This is a genomic window from Methylobacterium bullatum, assembly GCF_014845095.1.
Lineage (GTDB): Bacteria > Pseudomonadota > Alphaproteobacteria > Rhizobiales > Beijerinckiaceae > Methylobacterium > Methylobacterium bullatum.
Map to the genome: position 1 here is coordinate 1 of NZ_NKUG01000233.1, position 843 is coordinate 843.

Genomic DNA, 843 nt, shown 5'->3' on the forward strand with positions numbered 1-843 from the left:
TTGCGGGTGGGCGAGGAGAGCGGCTTTGTGCACTCTGAGACTGCGACGGTACGCATTGTGGCTCTCCTTGAGATGCGAAAAATTTCGCGTGAGGGGAAAGGGATGGAAGGGGGGTCGGTCAGAAGGTCTAGTGGGCGGCCGCCACGGGGCGGGGCAGGGCATGCCCGGCTTCCGTGTCGGGAACGACGTTCTCGGAGGCGACGGCGGCCCGGTCGCGGTAGGCTTCTTCCGCTTTGTTCAGGTCGAAGGCGCCTTCCCACTTGGCGACCGCGATGGTGGCGACCGCGTTGCCGATCAGGTTCGTGACCGCCCGTGCCTCGTTCATGAAGCGATCGACGCCCAGCAGAAGGACGAGGCCGGCGACCGGGACGGTGTGGATGCTCGACAGGGTGGCGGCGAGGGTGACGAACCCGGCCCCGGCGACACCCGCCGACCCTTTCGAGGTCAGGAGCAGCACGCCCAGGACGACGAGCTGGTCGCCGATGCCGAGAGGCGTGTTGGTGGCCTGGGCGACGAAGATCGCCGCCATGGTCAGGTAGATGCAGGTGCCGTCGGCGTTGAAGGTGTAGCCCGTGGGCAGCACGAGGCCGACCACCGACTTCTCGCAGCCCACCCGCTCCAGCTTGGCCATCATCCGGGGCATCACCGCCTCGGTGGAGCAGGTGCCGAAGGTGATGAGGATCTCGTCCTTGAAGAAGCCGAGGACCTTGACCAGGGAGAACCCGGTCCAGGCGCAGACGGAGCCGAGAACCAGCACGACGAACAGGATCGACGTGACGTAGACACCGAGCATGAGGTAGGCGAGGGACCAGACGGTGCCGAAGCCGTACTTGCCGATGGTGA

The 843-nt window shown here is 66.1% G+C and carries 1 protein-coding gene; it reads right to left on the reverse strand.

The features are described 5' to 3' along the window. Positions 1 to 127: 127 nt before the first annotated feature. On the reverse strand, positions 128 to 843 hold a 716-nt coding region (locus MBTS_RS22520; protein WP_192216534.1), incomplete at its 5' end, for a cation:dicarboxylate symporter family transporter.